This window comes from Rossellomorea vietnamensis (assembly GCF_008180415.1).
GTDB lineage: Bacteria > Bacillota > Bacilli > Bacillales > Bacillaceae_B > Rossellomorea > Rossellomorea vietnamensis_C.
Genome location: NZ_VTEI01000004.1, coordinates 1 through 18,334, shown reverse-complemented (window position 1 = coordinate 18,334; position 18,334 = coordinate 1). Strand labels below are relative to the sequence as shown.

At 46.3% G+C, this 18,334-nt stretch carries 15 protein-coding genes, 2 rRNA genes and 1 riboswitch; of the genes, 1 reads left to right on the top strand and 16 read right to left on the bottom strand.

Features of this window, described 5'->3' with window-relative positions:
- The 14 genes from purN to FZC78_RS09795 all read right to left on the bottom strand — a co-directional run bounded on the left by purN (window position 1) and on the right by FZC78_RS09795 (window position 15,010).
- Window positions 1-582: a phosphoribosylglycinamide formyltransferase gene (gene purN / locus FZC78_RS09860; protein ID WP_148939545.1), complete on the bottom strand. Its 582-nt coding sequence runs from the start codon at window positions 580-582 to the stop codon at window positions 1-3.
- A 102-nt stretch (window positions 583-684) separates the two neighbouring features.
- Complete coding sequence (gene purM / locus FZC78_RS09855; protein WP_148939544.1) at window positions 685-1,731, bottom strand: phosphoribosylformylglycinamidine cyclo-ligase; 1,047 nt, start codon at window positions 1,729-1,731, stop codon at window positions 685-687.
- Window positions 1,732-1,742: 11 nt separating this feature from the next.
- Window positions 1,743-3,164 (bottom strand): amidophosphoribosyltransferase, encoded by a 1,422-nt coding sequence (gene purF, locus FZC78_RS09850; RefSeq protein ID WP_148939543.1) that lies wholly within the window; start codon window positions 3,162-3,164, stop codon window positions 1,743-1,745.
- Complete coding sequence (gene purL, locus FZC78_RS09845; protein ID WP_148939542.1) at window positions 3,140-5,371, bottom strand: phosphoribosylformylglycinamidine synthase subunit PurL; 2,232 nt, start codon at window positions 5,369-5,371, stop codon at window positions 3,140-3,142. The genes purF and purL overlap by 25 nt, the downstream gene beginning before the upstream one ends.
- Window positions 5,355-6,041: a phosphoribosylformylglycinamidine synthase subunit PurQ gene (gene purQ, locus FZC78_RS09840; protein ID WP_148939541.1), complete on the bottom strand. Its 687-nt coding sequence runs from the start codon at window positions 6,039-6,041 to the stop codon at window positions 5,355-5,357. The genes purL and purQ overlap by 17 nt, the downstream gene beginning before the upstream one ends.
- A complete protein-coding gene (purS, locus tag FZC78_RS09835) occupies window positions 6,038-6,292 on the bottom strand; it encodes a phosphoribosylformylglycinamidine synthase subunit PurS (protein ID WP_148939540.1) in 255 nt (84 codons plus the stop codon). The genes purQ and purS overlap by 4 nt, the downstream gene beginning before the upstream one ends.
- The gene (gene purC / locus FZC78_RS09830) at window positions 6,280-7,005 is read right to left on the bottom strand and encodes a phosphoribosylaminoimidazolesuccinocarboxamide synthase (RefSeq protein WP_148939539.1); all 726 of its coding nucleotides are present in this window, start codon (window positions 7,003-7,005) and stop codon (window positions 6,280-6,282) included. Before purC ends, purS begins: the two co-directional genes overlap by 13 nt.
- A gap of 155 nt (window positions 7,006-7,160) precedes the next feature.
- The gene (gene purB, locus FZC78_RS09825) at window positions 7,161-8,456 is read right to left on the bottom strand and encodes an adenylosuccinate lyase (protein WP_148939538.1); all 1,296 of its coding nucleotides are present in this window, start codon (window positions 8,454-8,456) and stop codon (window positions 7,161-7,163) included.
- A complete protein-coding gene (purK, locus tag FZC78_RS09820) occupies window positions 8,453-9,613 on the bottom strand; it encodes a 5-(carboxyamino)imidazole ribonucleotide synthase (protein ID WP_187444878.1) in 1,161 nt (386 codons plus the stop codon). The genes purB and purK overlap by 4 nt, the downstream gene beginning before the upstream one ends.
- A complete protein-coding gene (gene purE / locus FZC78_RS09815) occupies window positions 9,600-10,088 on the bottom strand; it encodes a 5-(carboxyamino)imidazole ribonucleotide mutase (protein WP_148939537.1) in 489 nt (162 codons plus the stop codon). Before purE ends, purK begins: the two co-directional genes overlap by 14 nt.
- 343 nt (window positions 10,089-10,431) lie before the next feature.
- Window positions 10,432-10,533: riboswitch (purine riboswitch) on the bottom strand.
- A gap of 77 nt (window positions 10,534-10,610) precedes the next feature.
- Entirely contained in the window at window positions 10,611-10,808 is a 198-nt protein-coding gene (locus tag FZC78_RS09810) for an NETI motif-containing protein (protein WP_148939536.1), read from the bottom strand.
- A complete protein-coding gene (locus tag FZC78_RS09805) occupies window positions 10,801-11,358 on the bottom strand; it encodes a DUF2179 domain-containing protein (RefSeq protein ID WP_148939535.1) in 558 nt (185 codons plus the stop codon). Before FZC78_RS09805 ends, FZC78_RS09810 begins: the two co-directional genes overlap by 8 nt.
- Window positions 11,359-11,717: 359 nt before the next feature.
- A complete protein-coding gene (locus FZC78_RS09800) occupies window positions 11,718-14,300 on the bottom strand; it encodes a PAS domain S-box protein (protein WP_148939534.1) in 2,583 nt (860 codons plus the stop codon).
- 254 nt (window positions 14,301-14,554) lie between these two features.
- Window positions 14,555-15,010 (bottom strand): GNAT family N-acetyltransferase, encoded by a 456-nt coding sequence (locus tag FZC78_RS09795; RefSeq protein ID WP_148939533.1) that lies wholly within the window; start codon window positions 15,008-15,010, stop codon window positions 14,555-14,557.
- A gap of 201 nt (window positions 15,011-15,211) precedes the next feature.
- On the opposite strand from FZC78_RS09795, the gene FZC78_RS09790 reads away from it, so the two are divergent.
- Entirely contained in the window at window positions 15,212-16,066 is an 855-nt protein-coding gene (locus FZC78_RS09790; RefSeq protein WP_148939532.1) for a hypothetical protein, read from the top strand.
- A gap of 1,657 nt (window positions 16,067-17,723) precedes the next feature.
- Here the strand turns inward: FZC78_RS09790 and rrf are convergent.
- Window positions 17,724-17,840: ribosomal RNA gene (gene rrf, locus FZC78_RS09785) — 5S ribosomal RNA — on the bottom strand.
- 215 nt (window positions 17,841-18,055) lie between these two features.
- Window positions 18,056-18,334 (bottom strand): 23S ribosomal RNA (locus tag FZC78_RS09780); the annotation flags it as partial.

Here is an 18,334-nt window from a genome sequence, read left to right as displayed (position 1 = left end):
TTAAACGTTGTGGATCGATGTCATGAATAAATGAGTCAATGTTTCCGGATACAGCCGATGCTCCACATCCTGGATTTTCTGCTGAAGCGTCTGCCGGTTATCAAAAGGAGATATCCTGACAACTTCCTGGGCGATGATGGGTCCCGTATCCATCCCTTCATCGACGAAATGGACGGTCACCCCCGTGACTTTGACGCCCGCATCAATTGCCTGCCCGACTGCGTCTTTGCCGGGAAAAGAAGGCAGCAGCGATGGATGGATATTGACGATCCTGCCAGGGAAACTTTTAAGGAGAACGTTTCCGATCAACCTCATGTAGCCTGCCAGGACAAGGAAATCAACTTCCCTGTTCAACAGTTCTGCAGCAATCTCTCTTTCGAAATCCGGTTTAGACTTATATTCTTTAGGATTAAAAACAAAGGTCGCGACCCCTGCCGCTTTTGCCCTTTCTATAACAAAGGCATCCGGGCGGTCGCAGACAAGGATCTCCACCTTTGCCTGCAGCCTTCCGCTATGTACCGAGTCGACAATCGATTGAAAGTTCGTTCCGCTTCCTGAAGCAAATACTGCTATCCTTTTCATCTTAAGTCCCCATTTCTGCTATAGCTTAGTATAAAAGGCGAAAGCCAAAATGGGAACCTCCATGCATGCCATCCAGCTGAATAGAGTATCTTTGCTCCCATTTTAATCTTCTTGCCCTTCTCCTTCAATGATCTGGACTCCACCGCCGGAAGTTACTTTTCCTATGAGGTAAGCCTCTTCCCCGATTTCTTTGAAAGAATCCACTGCAGCTTCTGCTTCAGAAGCATCGACAGCCATGACAAATCCAATCCCCATATTAAAGATATTGTACATTTCCTCACGAGGAATGCTTCCCAATTCTTCCATCACTTTAAACAGCTCTGGAAGCTCCCAGCGTGAAGCATTGATTTCGGCCCCCAAGCCTTCAGGCAGCATCCTTGGTATGTTCTCGATGAACCCGCCGCCGGTGATATGGGACATCCCCTTGATGGAAAACTTCTTTATGGCCGCTAAAACCGGCTTGACGTAAATCTTGGTTGGAGTGAGCAGCGCCTCGCCCAGTGTCGAACCTAACTGAGGCATATACGTATCCATTTCATATGAATGGTCATTGAAAAAGATCTTTCTGACTAAAGAGTATCCATTACTGTGTATACCACTAGAAGCCAGGCCGACTAACATATTTCCTTCAGAAATTTCGTCCCCTGTGATCAAGCTGCTTTTTTCACAAGCTCCGACGGCAAAACCAGCAATGTCATACTCGTCTATTTCATATAAACCGGGCATTTCTGCCGTTTCGCCGCCTACGAGTCCGGCTCCTGCCATTTCACAGCCATCGGCAATCCCTTTTACGATGCTTTCGATTTTTTCAGGTACCGCTTTTCCGCAAGCGATATAGTCCAGAAAATAGAGGGGCTCGGCGCCTTGTACGATAATATCATTTACACACATCGCCACGCAGTCGATTCCGATTGTATCGTGCCTGTCTGCCATGAAAGCCAGCTTCAGCTTCGTCCCTACACCATCTGTTCCGGACACCAAAACAGGCTTTTTCAATCCAAGTTCGGACAGGTCGAACATCCCGCCAAAGCCCCCAAGTGAACCGAGCATTCCCTTGCGCTTCGTCCGTTCCACATGCTTCTTGATCCGGTTTACCGATTCATAACCGGCATCGATGTCGACACCAGCATTTTTGTATGCATTAGCCATTTCCGTTCCTCCTAGCGTACGAGCTCTTTTTCATAAGGATGAAGGGTATCCGGATAGATTTCAGTCGGATATTTGCCGGTGAAGCAGGCAAGACAGTGGCCCCGGTTTTCAGAAGAATCCTTCCGGCCGACTGCTTCCACCATTCCTTCCGCACTTAAAAATGTGAGCGAATCCGCTCCAATGATTTCCCTGATCTCTTCCACTGAACGGGTGCTGGCAATCAGTTCTTCATGAGTGCTGGTATCAATTCCGTAGTAGCATGGATTCTTGATCGGAGGCGAGCTGATGACCACATGGACCTCCGTTGCTCCCGCTTCCTTCAGCATCGTGACGATCCTGCGGCTTGTCGTTCCGCGAACGATCGAGTCATCGACCATCACAACGCGTTTTCCTTCCACAACACCTCTTACTGGGGAAAGCTTCATTTTCACACCCTGCTCCCTAAGCGACTGAGAAGGCTGGATGAACGTCCTGCCGACATACCGGTTCTTGATCAAGCCCATTTCATAAGGAATGCCTGATGCTTCCGCATAGCCGATGGCGCTGGAAATGCTGGAATCAGGCACGCCTGTGACAACATCCGCCTCAATCGGGGCTTCTTTCGCGAGCTGAATGCCCATCCGCTTTCGTGCACTGTGAACATTGATGCCATGGATATTGCTGTCCGGCCTTGAAAAATATACATATTCCATTGTACAAACAGACGTGTTGCAAGAAATCGTGAATTTTTCTGAAGTAATTCCTTCATCATTGATGATCAATAATTCACCAGGCTCGACGTCCCGAACGAATTCTGCCCCTGTAATGTCGAATGCACACGTTTCGGATGCCACACAGTAAGAATCTCCGATGCGCCCAAGAGACAGAGGCCTTAACCCATTGGGATCCAGCGCCACCATCATTTCCGTTTCCGTCATAATGATAAAGGCGTAAGCTCCCTTCAGCATCGTCAAAGCATTCTTCACCCTGTCCTTCAAAGTGGGGAATCCGCTTCTCTTGATCAAATGAGCGAGCACTTCTGTATCAGAGCTTGTTTGAAAAATGCTTCCCTGGCTTTCAAGCTGATGCTTCAAGGCATTGGCATTCACCAAATTGCCGTTATGCGCCAAAGCGAGGCTTCCGTTTCCGGAATGGAAAAGGAGAGGCTGGACATTCTCATATCCTCCGCCTCCTGCTGTTGCGTACCTCACATGTCCGATGGCTGCTTTGCCATTCAAGTTGTCGATCGCTCCCTGCTGGAATACCTCTGTTACCAGCCCTTCGCCTTTCACACCTGTAAGTTTTTCTCCATCCGAGACAACAATTCCTGCACCTTCCTGGCCGCGATGCTGGAGACTATGCAGTCCATAATAGGCAATTTGGGCAGCATTGCTGTTGCCCCAAATGCCAAACACACCGCACTCTTCATTTAAGCCTTTGATTTCAGCAAGCATGGGATAGCTCCTTTCCAAGCTGATTCCAATTCTTCCACGGGGGATAACAGCACGACTTTGCCTTCTCGATCAACGATTTTCAGATAAGCTGAATCATTTACTTCTCCGGCCATCTTCGCGTCAGGCACTTCTGCTTCAAACGCTTCTTTGTGTTCTTTCTTCACGGAGACGATGAAGCGGGACTGAGTCTCGCTGAATAATTCTGATGTCCAATCCGCTCCGACGCAGATGGTCGCTCCGAGTCCACCAGTACCAAATGTCGATTCTGCCATTGCAACAGAGAGTCCGCCTTCAGCGATATCATGAGCCGATGCTGCATATCCTTTGCGGATGGCATTTAATAGGGACTCTTGTCTTCTCTTTTCAACGTCCAAGTCAAGGGCCGGCGACTTACCAAAGATTTTGCCGTACATCATCTTTTGCAGCTCGCTTCCGCCAAACTCGTTTGCGGTCTCGCCGATAACATATATTAAATCTCCTGCAGCCTTGAACTCCTGAGTCGTGATATGGGAAAGGTCCTCTACAAGCCCGACCATTCCTACAACCGGCGTTGGATAGACGGCTTTGCCTTTTGACTCATTGTATAAAGAAACATTTCCGCCGATGACAGGTGTGGAAAGCATGTTACAAGCCTCACTCATCCCGTCAACCGCTTTCTCGATCTGCCAGAAGATTTCCGGTTTCTCCGGGTTCCCGAAATTCAGGCAGTCCGTAATCGCAAGCGGAACGCCTCCCGAGCAGACGATATTGCGGGCTGCTTCTGCCACCGCGATCTTCCCGCCTGTTTCCGGATCAAGATAGAGATAACGTGAATTGCAATCCGTTGTCATCGCCAATGCCTTCTTCGTCCCTCTGATCCTGATGACCGCTGCATCTGATCCCGGGCTTACAACCGTGTTCGTGCGTACCTGGTGATCGTATTGGTCATAGACCCACTCTTTGCTGGCAATCGTCGGCTGTGAAAGCAGCTTGACCAAAGTTTCCTGGTGATCGATCACAGCTGGAGTTTCCGCCTCCATCTCTTGGAACTCTTTAAAATAAGCAGGTTCCTGCGAAGGCTTATGATACACAGGAGCGTCTTCAGCGAGAGCATCAACTGGCACGTCGGCAACGATTTCGCCTTTGTGAAGAAGTCTCAGCGTCTGGTCCTCTGTTACACGGCCGATGGCCACTGCATCCAGGTCATACTTGGAAACGATCCTCTCGATTTCCGCTTCACGCCCTTTTTCCACGACAATCAGCATTCTTTCCTGTGATTCAGAGAGCATCATTTCATAAGGCGTCATATCTCTTTCACGCTGAGGCACAAGATCAAGATTCATTTCAATACCGGAACCGGCTTTACTCGCCATTTCGGCTGAAGAACTGGTAAGCCCTGCTGCGCCCATATCCTGGATTCCGATAAGTGCATCCGACTTGATCAATTCAAGGCAGGCTTCCAATAGAAGTTTTTCCATGAACGGATCCCCGACCTGGACTGCCGGGCGCTTTTCTTCGGATTCTTCCCCAAGCTCCTCTGATGCGAATGTCGCTCCGTGAATACCGTCACGTCCTGTTTTCGCACCTATATACATCACAGTGTTGCCGGTTCCCTTGGCGATGCCTTTTTGGATGTCCTCATGGTTGATTAACCCGACACACATCGCATTGACAAGAGGGTTTCCTTCATAGGCAGCATCGAACTGGACTTCTCCGCCGACCGTCGGGATGCCGATGCAGTTTCCGTAGCCTGCAATGCCTGCGACTACTTCTTCAAAAAGGTACTTAACACGAGGAGAATCCAATTCTCCAAAGCGTAAAGAGTTGAGTAATGCGACAGGCCTCGCACCCATTGAAAATACATCTCGAATAATTCCGCCGACACCTGTTGCCGCGCCCTGATAAGGCTCGATCGCTGACGGGTGGTTATGGCTTTCAATCTTGAAAACAACTGCTTGCTGGTCTCCGATGTCGACAATTCCTGCTCCTTCCCCAGGTCCTTGAAGAACCCTCTCTCCTGTCACAGGGAATTTCTTCAGGACCGGTTTTGAGTTTTTGTAGCTGCAATGCTCTGACCACATAACAGAGAAGAGCCCTGTTTCGGTATAGTTAGGCGTTCTCCCGAGGATGTTTTCCACCATTGTGAACTCTTCATCCGTCAGTCCCATCTCACGGTAGATTTTCTCAGTCTTGATTCTGGTTTCATTCGGCTCAAGCATTAACGGCATGTTCTTCCCTCCAGTGCTTTACAATTGATTGAAATAATTTAAGGCCGTCCGCGCTTCCCAGCAGATCATCCATCGCTCTTTCAGGGTGCGGCATCATTCCAAGGACATTACCCGCAGCATTCGTGATTCCCGCAATGGCCGCTGTGCTTCCATTAGGATTTCCGCCATCATATGAAAATACGATTCTGTTGTTCTCTTTCAATTCCTGCAGCGTGTTTTCATCACAGTAATAATTGCCTTCCCCATGGGCTACAGGCACTTGCAGAACTTCACCTTTTTCGTAGCTTCCTGTAAACAACGTCTCATTGTTCTCGACTTTTAACGGCACCGTGCGGCAGATGAACTTCAAGCCGTCATTGCGTAAAAGCGCTCCCGGCAGCAGGCCTGCTTCCAGCAAAATTTGAAATCCATTGCAGACCCCAAGAACAGGTTTTCCCGCTTGAGCTGCCTTGACCACTTCACTCATGACATTGGAAAAACGGGCAATCGAACCGCAGCGCAGGTAATCTCCATAAGAGAATCCACCAGGCAGAAGAATAGCATCATAGTCTTCCAGATTGTCAGCGTCATGCCAGACGTATTCGACTTCTTCACCGATCTCATCCTTGATGGCATGGTACATATCGATATCACAGTTCGAGCCCGGAAATACGATTACAGCAAACTTCATTGAACCGTCAACTCCTCAATTTCGTAGCGGTAATCCTCGATGACCGGATTGGCCAGCAGCTTGCTGCACATTTCCTCAACGGTTTCTTCCACACTCTTGTCAGAAGGAGAGATGGTCAGTTCCATATATTTACCGATGCGCACATCTTCCACACCGCTGTAATTCATGCTGTGAAGTGAGTTTTGGACAGCCTTCCCCTGTGGATCCAATACGCTTTCTCTTAACGTGATAAATACCTTTACTTTATACATGCTTCTTTTCCTCCCAATCGTTCTAGAATTATAGAATAAACCTCTGTCAAGCTTCCCAATCCCCTGCGGAATACATCCTTATCAAGCTTCTGGTCTGTTTCCATGTCCCAAAGCCTGCAGGTATCAGGCGAGATTTCGTCAGCGAGCACGATCCGCCCCTCACTGTCTTTTCCGAACTCCAGTTTGAAATCGATCAATTTGATACCAATTTCTTCAAAAATTTCCGTTAACACCGCATCCACTTTCAACGCTTGAATCTTCAGGAACTCAACCTCTTCCCGGCTCGCCAGCTCCAGCAGCTCAATATGGGAATCCGTCAGCAGCGGATCACCGAGCTCGTCATCTTTATAGTAAAACTCGACGATACTGTGCCTTAAAGCGGTTCCTTCTTTCAATCCAAGTCGACTTGCTAAACTTCCGGCCGCAACATTTCTGACCACAACTTCCAGAGGAATAATATCCACCCGCTTCACCAGCTGTTCATTCTCTGAAATCCTTTTGATAAAATGACTCCCAATCCCCTTGTCTTTCAGCTTTGAAAACAGCAGACTGCTAATCTCGTTATTCAAGACCCCTTTGCCGCCGATCTCCGCCTTCTTCTCCCCATTAAAGGCAGTCGCCGAATCCTTATATTCCACCCAAACCTCTTCGTTGTTTTCCGTACTGTAGATCCTCTTTGCTTTCCCCTCGTATAAAAGACCCTGCTTCTGCATCCCCTGCACCCCTTTTCAATACTTTGCCGCTTCACCGCACTAAGAGGGACAGTCCCTTTTCACGCTTTAAAGCACTAAATCAAAATCAAATATTAGCAATCTTCAGTCTATGTTTTGTAAAAAAAGGAAGAGACCTCTCTCTTCCTTTTATGAAATTACTTCAATCCGCAGCGCTCGAAGATCGTGTCGACATGCTTCAGGTGGTGACGGTAATCAAAACAGTCGTCAATCTCAGCAGGTGAAAGCCTGGTGGTGATTTTCTCTTCGCCCTCTATAAGCGTACGGAATGGCACTTGCTTCTCCCATGCTTCCATTGCTTTCGGCTGGACCGTATCATACGCTTCCTCACGAGCCATCCCTTTATCGATAAGAGCAAGCAGGACACGCTGTGAATAAATCAGTCCGAGCGAAGCATTCATATTTCGCTGCATATTCTCAGGATAAACGGTCAGGTTCTTGACGATATTGCTAAAACGGTTCAGCATATAGTTCAGCGCAATGGTCGCATCCGGCAGGATCACACGTTCCGCTGAAGAGTGAGAAATATCGCGTTCATGCCAAAGCGGTACATTCTCATAAGCCGTCATCATGTATCCTCTGATGACACGGGCCATTCCTGTCATATTCTCCGATCCAATCGGATTGCGTTTATGCGGCATGGCAGAAGATCCTTTTTGGCCTTTTGCGAAAAACTCTTCCACTTCACGTGTTTCACTTTTTTGAAGACCGCGGATTTCAACCGCAAACTTCTCAATGGAAGTCGCAATCAGAGCGATCATACTCATATAGTGGGCGTGGCGGTCGCGCTGCAGCGTTTGCGTGGAAACGGGGGCAGCCGTCAATCCGAGCTTTTCGCACACATAAGATTCGACGAAAGGATCAATATTCGCATAAGTCCCGACTGCACCGGAAATCTTCCCGAATTCCACACCCTCAGCCGCTTCTTTAAAACGCTTCAGATTTCTCTTCATTTCTTCATACCAAAGGGCAAGCTTTAAGCCAAACGTAGTCGGTTCCGCATGCACACCATGTGTTCTTCCCATCATTACGGTATCCTTATGCTCGATCGCTTTATTCTTAAGGATTTCGATGAAGTTCTCCAAATCCTTCATGATGATCTCATTTGCCTGGCGAAGCACATACGACAGCGCTGTATCAACGACATCCGTCGAAGTCAGCCCGTAATGAACCCATTTGCGTTCCTCGCCAAGCGTTTCAGAAACCGCTCTTGTAAAAGCAACCACATCATGGCGCGTTTCTTCTTCGATTTCTTTGATCCGTTCTACATCAAAGCCGGCATTCTCCCTGATTTTTGCAACATCTTCCTTAGGAATGTCGCCGATTTCAGCCCATGCCTCACACGCCAAAATCTCTACTTCAAGCCATGCCTGGAAGCGGTTCTCCTCTGTCCATATCGCTCCCATTTCCGGGCGTGTATAACGTTCAATCATGATAATTTTCCTCCGATCATCTCTTTACTGTCCCATATGCCTGTTTCATTTACTTCCTTTAAAGCTGCCTCAATATCACTCGTCAGAATGGTCACATGCCCCATTTTGCGCTTCGCCTTCGGTTCATCTTTTCCATAGAGATGGATGCTCCAGTCCGGCTGATTCGGGATGCTTTCGACCACTGCTCCAAGGTGCTCTCCCAATACATTGACCATGACCGCTGGTTTAATGATATCCGTACGCTTTAATGGCCAGTTGCAGATCGCCCTGATATGCTGGGCGAATTGCGACGTCTCGCAAGCCTCGATGGAAAAGTGGCCGGAATTATGCGGGCGCGGCGCCAGCTCATTGACATAAATCCCGCCTGATTCGGTTAAAAACATTTCAACCGCCAGCGTTCCGACCATATCCAGGGTTTCTGCGACTTTTTTTGCTATACTTACAGCCTTCTCATTGTCTGTGCGGCTTATTCTGGCAGGTGCGATCGTCTGATGAAGAATATTGTCTCTGTGGATGTTCTCAACAGCTGGAAAAACACTGAGCTTTCCAGAAGGTGTCCGGGTCACGATTACAGATACTTCCTTTTCAAATGACATCCACTTTTCCAAAACACAAGGTCCGTTAGCCAGCAGGACCGCAGCTTTTTCTATATCTTGCTCATCATAGAGGACGACCTGACCCTTCCCGTCATACCCGCCTCTCGCGGTCTTCAGGACAACCGGGTAGCCAAGCTCCTCCGCATTACCGCCGATTTCCTGTTCATTGGTGATGATTTCATAAGGAGCAACTTCCACCCCTCCGTATACAAGGGCTTCCTTTTCCGCGATCCGGTTCTGGGTGATCCGGATCAATTCGGCTCCCTGAGGAACATACGCTTTTTCCGTAAGATCCTTGAGTGCTTCATAATCTATATTCTCAAATTCATATGTAATCACATCACTGATCCCTGCCAGTTTTTCAAGCGCTTCACGATCTTCAAAATCTGCAATGATCACTTCATCCGCAACCTGTGCGCAAGGAGCATTGCTCCCCGGGTCTAAAACAGCGATTCTAAAACCCGCTTCCTTTGCTGCCAAAGCCATCATCCTGCCAAGCTGTCCCCCGCCGATAATGCCGATCGTCTGTCCTGGGTAGATCACTTTGTTATTCAAGCTCATCACTGCTCTCCACCACTTTTTGTCTTAAAGCTTCTCTATTTTCATCCAGGCTGCGGGCTAATTCCTCATCCTGGGTGGAAAGAATCTGTGCCGCAAGCAGGCCTGCATTCTTCGCCCCCGCTTCGCCGATCGCCACTGTGGCTACCGGAACACCGCCAGGCATCTGAACGATGGACAGAAGAGAATCCAGACCATTAAGCGCCTTCGATTGAACCGGCACTCCGATGACAGGAAGAGTCGTCTTCGCCGCTATCATACCTGGAAGATGCGCAGCGCCGCCAGCACCGGCAATGATCACTTTCAATCCTCTCTCACGCGCACTCTCTGAGTACTCGAACATCAGGTCAGGCGTCCTGTGAGCAGAGACAACTTTTTTTTCGTAAATGATGCCATACTCGTCTAGAATATCACAAGCTTGCTTCATTGTTTTCCAATCAGAAGTACTTCCCATGACAACTCCTACTTTTGGCTGCATTTTGTTACCTCCTGGAATTTATATTTTGGTTTATATGGCAATCAATCTTTTCGTTACATGGTTACTGTTATAAAATGGAGTTGATTTCCGCTCCAATCGTTCTCATTAAATAGCATAAAGGTTAAATAGCATAAAGCCCACAGTCTTTTATAGCGTAATAATTATGCTAAGTGATAAAAAGTAAGTTTCCTGTTTGTTTTAATGTAATAACTTCATATATTGAACTTTTAAAAAAACACAAAAGCCCGGATTAACGCTTCTCATGAGAGAAAGCAGTTAATCCGGGCTCCAACAGCCTGGGCACGGTCCCCTAAAAGGATAGACCTATGGCCGGGTTGTTTACCAGACAGCTACTTTCCCTCATAGTCCAGTCATTTACGGTAACCGGGTAGATACTTATGGGCCATATTCCCAAGATTATATGAGGGTGTTTTCTTGTTGTTTTCATCATAACAACAGCACAACGTAACTGTCAACGAAAAATCGAACGATAATAAAATTCAGAAAATTAATGTTCGTATTTTAGTCGTTTTTTCTTCCTTCAAATATTATTTGTTGTCTGACAGGGACATATTCCACCTTGCCATTCTTCTTCTCTTCGTTGAAAACAGGCTTTTCCATCCGTCTTACAGGTGAATAGCCTTCCTGTTTCATCCTATCTAGGCATTGAGCAATACTTTCGTTTTCTTCAACTTCAAACATCTTTTTATTTTTACTCATTGTCAGGCAAATTTTCCTTTCTGATTTTTCTAACGGCCTTCACCCAGAAGCCTCCATGGATTGTCTTTGGCTCATACGCAATGATGAATGCTTTCGGATCCAGTTCCTTGATGGTCTGATACAGCTTCATTTCATACTTTCTAGGAGTCAGGATCTGCATGGCCATCCTGTCCCCTTCCAGGCCATGGGCGGCCCAATTGGTCACCCCGTACCCCTTTGACCGTAACCTGTCCGGCAGGGCTTTATCATAATCAGCTGTTATTACATTGACGGTGATGTAACCCAGGGCGAGCTTCTCCTCAATTTTCATCCCAACAATGACTCCAAGCCCGTAACCAATCGCATAGGCAGCAAGGTTTTGGATCTCATTCAGGTTATCCAAGACAAGACCCAGTCCTACGACATATATGACCACTTCGAACATACTGACAAACGCGGCAACATACCTGTAGCCCTTCAGCGTGAGAATCATCCGGATCGTAAAAAACGAAACATACACGATATTAATGATCAGAATGATGGCAACCATGACATAACTATTCTCTAGCAATCCGTTCTCCTCCTCTGATCATTGGAACAGCGCAAACTTGAAAACCCGCCTGCTGCTCCTGGATTTCTACCTACTCTACTAGAATTTTCCCCTTTTGTGAACAGATAATCCGCAAATTACATGAAAGTGCAAAAAGGGGAGACTGCACGGGCATTGAATTACTGCAGGTTATCGGCGGTATGAACGGGTTTATCGGCGGAAACGAACTGGTTATCAGCGGAAAGTGCAGATTTATCGGCGAAAACGGACACTTTATCAGCGCTTTTTCCTTTTTATCGGCAAAACCTCTACTTCAACTCAATATCCTGCCGAACCCCATTAAACGAATAAAAAAAGAGAGTGGAATCCACCCTCTTACGTTATTTTCTATTAGTTACAGGAAGGCTGACCTCGACAATCGTTCCTCTGCCCTGAACACTTTTAATGACCAGCGTTCCTCTATGTTCATGGGCAATCTTCTTGCAAAGTAGAAGCCCTAGCCCCGTTCCCTTCTCCTTAATGGAATAAAAGGGTTCACCAAGACGCTTTAATCGTTCGGGTGGAATCCCTACTCCCTCATCCTTGATCCGTACCACTATATGCTTATGTTCACGGATAGCCGACACATCTATCGTCCCGCCGCCAGGCATAGCTTCCAGGCTGTTTCTGAAGATATTCAAGAACAACTGGCGGATCTTTTCCTTCACTCCCCGCAGCTCCTGCCGGGAAGGCGTCATGCGGAAATCTATTTCAGCCCCGCACTCTCTGAGCTGGCGCTTAAAGGAAGACACCAGGGGAATGAGGACATCCTCGAACAGCAGGATATCTTCTTCTCTAGCTGCTTCTGGCTCAGCCAAAGCCAGGAATTCACTTGTGACTAGATTGATACTTTCCAGCTCATCTAAAACGATGTCCAGATAATCATGATTGATTACGTCTGCATCTCGCATTAATTTAAGAAACCCAAGGGAGCTAGTCAGGGGGTTTTTGATTTCATGGGCAACCCCTGCTGCAAGCTGCCCTGCCAGCGCAAGTTTTTCCTTCTCTTTAATCATTTTATCCATTTCTACTTTGGCCGTTATGTCCTGAAAAGTCGCTATCACCTTTTCAACCCTATCTTCTTCCTCCATGAGCACGTTCCTCGTATTCACAAGGATCCACTTCAAGCTTTTATGCTGGGGATGTTGAAAGCCCATAATGAAATTTCTGATTTCCTTTTGCGTCCTGACCGCTTTCCTCCAGGGATGCTCTTTGAGGCTGAGTTCATCACCATTCTCATCTAAAAGCAGCCACTTGTGATTTTCCAAGCTTAACTTCTTGATTTTGTCCTTGGGAAGCCCGATAATCTCCTCAGCATTCTGGTTGGCAAAAAGCACCCTGCCGCTGCTATCCTGCACCGTAATGCCGCATGCAATTGCGTCATAATATTTTCCCCTCTGCTGCTCAAGCAGTTTTCTGTCAGTAATATCGTACATTGTAACCAATGCACCTTCATCAAACCCAAGAGAAAGAACCTTCACTTCAAAATATTTTCTTACTCCGTTCTGAAGCACATAAATTTCCTGCGGATCAGATCCACTCATCAATTTAAGGAGGTGAATTGGCTTCTGATTCCCCCCAGTTTCAGACAGCTGATCGAACAGGGCCTGTCCAGGGATCCCCACCAAGCGATCCTCTTTCTGTCCCACCAATTTAATCAGAGAATGATTCACGAAAGTCACCCGCAGTTCTTTACATAATCCAATGAGGATCTCGTCTGTGGAACTCAGGATATTTTCCATCCTCCCGTTCATCTTCCTCAGGTCAGATTCCGCTTTCTTTTGCAGGCTGACGTCTCTAATCACAAGATGAATGAACGTCTCGCCCTGCACCTTCCTCGATATCCCCTTCACTTCCACCGTCACTCTGCTGGAATCCGGCCTGATGACCTCAACATCAATTATGTTATGTGAAAAATCTTCCTTGCTGATCATGCCTTTGTAGTAAGCCAGAGCTTTATCCCTGTCATAAGGATGCACTCTCGAGAATAAGGAATCCCTCCTGGCCATTTCAGAAGGGCAGCCTAAAATCTCTTGGGCTTCCTTATTTAAATACAGCATATTTTCCTCTGAAAAAACCACTATGCCATCCGGGTTATCTTCTACTAGGCTGCGATATTTTTGCGTACTCTCCAACAGATTTTCTTCATATTGCCTCCTCTGTGAAATATCAATCCCAGAACCAATGATAAACCCTTTTCCGGTTTCACCTTCCTTCAAAAAGGAAACGGACCATTGAACAGAAAGCCTCTTACCCTTTTTTGAGATCCAGGTGCTCTCATGATTCTCCTCCTGCTTCAAGCCTCGCTGGCAGGTTCGTTTGAAGGACATCTGCTGCTCCTCATCTACAAGAAACTCCCAGATCACCCTGCCTTTTACTTCATCCGCCGTATAGCCTGTCTTCTCCTCAGAAAATGTATTCATGCTGATAATGCGTCCGCTTCGGTCCATGATAATGATGTAAGCCTGTATCCCATCAAGCAGCTCCATCGTTCTGTTCCTTTCAGCCAGCCACTCATCCTGCACAGCTTTTTTTGTCTCGATATTTCGGATTATATGGAGAACATATTGCTTACTATTGACCTCAACCAAAGCTGACTTCACCTCAACCACAACCGATTCTCGATCCTTTATACAAAGCTCGATTTCCAGCATAGCCCGCTTTTTCTCTATAAGACGCTTCTTTATAAGGTCCAACAGCATGCTGCTTATATTGGAGAAAAGGGTTTGGTCAGGATTTAGTTTCAATAAATCCTTCATTTCGTATCCCAGTAGATCACAAGCAGCCAGATTGGCACCTATAAAGACGTTATCCCAGGAGCCATCAGAGGCAAACTGAGTAATCAATACAGCATCATCAGTATTTTCATAAAAAGCGGCAAGAAGGGCATGGATTTCCTTACTTGCATCGGTCGGGGTATTCATGCCTTTCCCGCCTTTCCATATTAAAAGTTTAAAAGTGATAGATAAAAAAAGAGCGGTATAACAAACTCAAAGTCTTAAATTAAGAGTTATACAGAGGAAAACTGCGGTGAAGATAAGTGGGGATTCCTTACTATTTCGGACTGTGAATTATAATTTAAAGGTATGCTAAAAAGACAGAAAAGTCAAACATATATTGCGCAGAATAGCAATTTTAAATAGGCTTATAAAAGATAGTTTTACCAGCCAGCACGTCCTCATAACTCCTTTGTCATAAATAAACTGTTCGGGTCTTCTATATAATCACCAAATGGCCCACAATAGTGAAAACCAAAACCCTCATACAGATTCCTTGCAGGTTCAAAAGCAATCATGGAACCCGTCTCTAAACTCAGCCGTATATACCCCCGCTTCTTCGCCTCATCGATTATATATAGCAGAAGCCCACGTGAAACTCCCTTCCTTAAATGAATAGGAGAGGTCTTCATCGACTTAATCTCTCCGTGGCGGGAATCCAACTCCTTAAGAGCTCCGCAGCCGACCAACTCTCCGCCATCCCACGCACTCCAAAGAGTTACCTCAGGCTTCCTCAAACCCTCCAGATCCAACGCATGCCTGCTTTCTGCCGGTGAATGCATTTCCATATTACGAAGGTGGTCCATAATCAGCTCCTGGATAGCATCACCCGTTAGATCATCCACTTTAATCTCCATAAGATTCTCTCCTTTTCAAAAAAAGCTGATAATACCCTAAGAATTCTTCATTACTTCGAAATAACCTCTTTATTTTATCACTCGAAAAAAAATCGCACTTCGCTAACCTGTTTTTCCGTTACACCTTGCTTATTTAAAAGAAAAAACAGGTATTGCATTAGAACGTAATATAAATTACTCTATAGATAAAGGGGTGGGAATATGAAAAATACATATTTAGACTTTCGAGTTTTACAAAGATCCGCTATCGATCTAATTAAAGAAGAAAAATATCAAGACGCAATTAAAAGCTTAGAAGACGCGAAAACCATTTTTCCTACTAAAGTGGACAGAATAGGACATTGGCTTTCAGGTATTTACTGTATCCAAAATAATAAAAAAGACGCTCTCAAAGAACTAAAAGAAGTACTGCATAAAGGGTTATACTGGAATCCAAATATATTAACAAACGATACTGACTTATCCTTAATTCAGGACTCTGAAGAATTTGCAGAAATCATCCACAAAAGTGAGGAGTTATACAATCTTCATAAACGAAACTCAAGTTCGCTGCTTCATACGGTAGGAAATAGTCAATCTGAAACTACCATCACAGCTTTACATTGGAAAAATTCAAATGCCTTAGACTTTTCTCAGCAAATAGTTACTGACAATCTAAGAGACAGATATTTATTTTCCTTTATTCAATCTTCTCAAATGTTTAGTCATGGCTGCTATCATTGGGATGATTACGATATGGCTAAGAATGAAATTGAGAATTCGGACGTTAAATTCAATGATAAGGTTGAATCAGTTATCAAAAATAGAATTATATTCGGAGCCTCCCAAGGAGCAGATACAGCCATTCAAATGTATTTTGAACCGACTAGAGATTACGATACAGTAATTGCGCTGGTACCCACCCTAGCGAACCTGGACATTATTGAAGAAAAAATAAAAACACATCAAAAAACAAAGGTGAAGTTTGTAATTATTACTGGTGTTAAGATTATTACTATACTAACGTCCTGGAAGCAATGCCTATTTTTGAAAAATACAATGTTCCTTGTAAATTAATCGTTATCGAAGGAATGGGCCACACCATACCAGCTAACTTTGAAGAATTATTTGAAGAGAATATATAATAGTAAAATTGAAGACAGCCGATTCCCAACTGGAATCGGCTGTTTTACTATCAAAAAAGCAGTGACAACTTCAAAGCGATTTGTCATCCCTTATTTTTCATCAAATTATTGGCCAATGAGCTGCGGACCTCTTCTTCTGCTAGGCTCGTTCCCATACTCATGGGCAGTCACCCACTGCTGTGCTCCCCCCCCCTGTCTTCCTCGACATTCCATCTCCTCTCCATCCTTAGCTCTTTCGTTGGATTCCACAACGTGAAGACATATATTTATTACGAAAAGGGGGCACTCATGTATCCAGCGGCCTAACATGAAGACATATCTAAGGCAAAAACAAGTCACTTATGTATCCAGAGACGCAATGTGAGGACATATCTACGACCAAAACGAGTCACTCATGTATCCAGAGCGGCAACGTGAGGACATATCTACTCCGATAACATGTCACTCATGTACTCAGAGACGCAATGTGAGGACATATCTATGCCAAAAACAAGTCACTCATGTACCCAGAGCGGCAACGTGAGGACATATCTACTCCGATAACATGTCACTCATGTACTCAGAGACGCAATGTGAGGACATATCTATGCCAAAAATAAGTCACTCATGTACCCAGAGCGGCAACGTGAGGACATATCTATGCCGAAAAGGGGCCACTCATGTATCCAGTGCCGCATCGTGAGGACATATCTACGACCAAAACGAGTCACTCATGTACCCAGAGCGGCAACGTGAGGACATATCTATGCCGAAAAGGGGCCACTCATGTATCCAGTGCCGCATCGTGAGGACATATCTACGACCAAAACGAGTCACTCATGTATCCAGAGTTTCAACGTGAGGACATATCTACTCAAAAAACGAGTCACTCATGTACCCAGAGCGGCAACGTGAAGAAAGATCTATTCCAAAACAAGTCACTCAACTACTCAGAGACTCAGCGTGATTACATATCTATGCCGAAAAGGGGGCACTCATGTAACCGGAGAAGATCTATTAGGGAAATTTTTTTTTTAAAAAGAGCACCCCTTGGGTACTCTTTAATTTGCCTGGCGACGTCCTACTCTCACAGGGGGAGACCCAACTACCATCGGCGCTGAAGGCTCGGACGGCGATGAGCGGCGAATCTCTTCGTCCGCTTCGCTCGTTCACATCCTCATGGACGGTTGCCCACTGCGGTGTTCAATCCCTCGCGTCCTCGACCTTCTTGCTCCTCCCCATCCTCGCTCCTGCGTCTTATGGATTTGCGGAGGAAAAGGGATCTCTTCCTTTTCTTTTGGAATACAAAAAAAGAGCACTACTTCGGGTACTCTTTGTCTTGCCTGGCGACGTCCTACTCTCACAGGGGGAGACCCAACTACCATCGGCGCTGAAGGCGAGGACGGCGATGAGCGGCGAATCTCTTCGTCCGCTTCGCTCGTTCGCATCCTCATGGGCGGTTGCCCACTGCGGTGCTCTCTCCCTCTCGTCCTCGACCTTCTTGCTCCTCCCCATCCTCGCTCCTGCGTTATAAGAGAGTCTATTTTTGGGGATCTCCCCCTATTATTTGAACACAAAAAAAGAGCACCACTTCGGGTACTCTTTGTCTTGCCTGGCGACGTCCTACTCTCACAGGGGGAGATCCCCCAACTACCATCGGCGCTGAAGAGCTTAACTTCCGTGTTCGGCATGGGAACGGGTGTGACCTCTTCGCCTTAGTCACCAGACTGTATGAAATTGAAAGAACATTGTTCTTTCAAAACTAGATAAAGATTCAGAAGAAAGAAGAAAGTATTCCGAGTTTCGCTGCATTTTGCAATCCAGCTCCGGCGGCTAGAGGCTCGGGGTCATATGTCATCAATCAGCCGAGGGCAAATACCGCCCTCATTTGCTTGCTGTCAGATGCCTGTCGCCTCTGTTCAAGCCGCCTGCGCTTTTTACTGTGGTTAAGTCCTCGATCGATTAGTATCTGTCAGCTGCACGTGTCGCCACGCTTCCACCTCAGACCTATCTACCTGATCATCTTTCAGGGATCTTACTCACATAAAGTGATGGGAAATCTCATCTCGAGGGGGGCTTCATGCTTAGATGCTTTCAGCACTTATCCCTTCCGCACATAGCTACCCAGCGATGCCTTTGGCAAGACAACTGGTACACCAGCGGCTACCCAGCGATGCCTTTGGCAAGACAACTGGTACACCAGCGGTGCGTCCATCCCGGT